Source organism: Acetobacter fallax (assembly GCF_011516735.1).
GTDB lineage: Bacteria > Pseudomonadota > Alphaproteobacteria > Acetobacterales > Acetobacteraceae > Acetobacter > Acetobacter fallax.
Genome location: NZ_WOSX01000129.1, coordinates 1 through 1,001, shown reverse-complemented (window position 1 = coordinate 1,001; position 1,001 = coordinate 1). Strand labels below are relative to the sequence as shown.

At 61.4% G+C, this 1,001-nt stretch carries 1 protein-coding gene; it reads right to left on the bottom strand.

What is annotated here, in order from left to right:
• Nucleotides 1–840, bottom strand: an 840-nt coding sequence (locus tag GOB85_RS18805; protein WP_173579010.1) for a transposase, incomplete at its 3' end; no start/stop codon positions are given.
• Nucleotides 841–1,001: the final 161 nt, after the last annotated feature.

Genomic DNA, 1,001 nt, shown 5'->3' with positions numbered 1-1,001 from the left:
GGCATTGTAAGCCTGTCGGAACTCGTGGGCGTCCGAACGTCGCATGAGGCGGCTGTCGGGATCGGTCAGACTGATCTGCCGGTCGGGTGGTGGTTCATCATCGGGCGGTTTGGGCACCCGGCCGCGACGCCCTGTTTTCGCGTCATACGCAGCTTTCTTTTTTTCGTATGCCGGTCGCGCCGCCCCGGCCTGCGCCTTCGCGTCGGCTTCCAGCCGGGCGCTGGCTTCGTCCAGCTTCGCTTTCAGCGTTTCACGCCGGGTGAGTTCTTCCGGCAACGCCTGCGGATCGCTGTCCGTGGCGTCCGCGTGCTCCGCCTGGTCCATCAGTTTCGCGATATCCACCGCCAGCTGTTCGCGCAGCGCCCTGATCCGGTCGTAGCGCAGGGAACGGTATTTCGAGGCGTCGGCGTCGATCTTCGTGCCGTCGATCGACACCACGCCCAGGCGTAACAGACCCGTCTCGCGCGCCAGAAGCAGAACCTGCACAAACGCTGTTTCAATGGCCGCCCGGTTTGTCCGCCGGAAGGTGGCGATCGTGTCGTGATCCGGATGCAGGTTCGCCGCCACGAAGCGCACCCCGATGTCGCGATATGTGGCCCGCTCGATCCGGCGTGAGGAAAAAATCCCATTCGCATAGCTGAAGATCAAAAGCGCCAGCATCAGGCGCGGGTGATACTGCGCCTTCCCGCCCGTGCGCGCCGGAACAGAAAACGCACTCATCGGAACCCGCTCAACGGCGGCAACAACGAAATGCGCCATATCGTCAGCCGGAAGCCACGACTTCAGATCAGGCGGCAAAAGATACGGCTGAGACCGGTCAAACGGGATGAAGCTGCTCATCGCGCCACTCTACAGCCTCGCCGCTTCAGGGGGTACCCCAACCCGACAGGCTGCTAGAGGGTGTTATGTACTTTCGTTTCTGAATGGTGCAGTAAAGATGGATGATTACTGCGCGCAGGCCGTATCCCTCTGATGTCAGTGATGAAGAATGGTCTCTGATT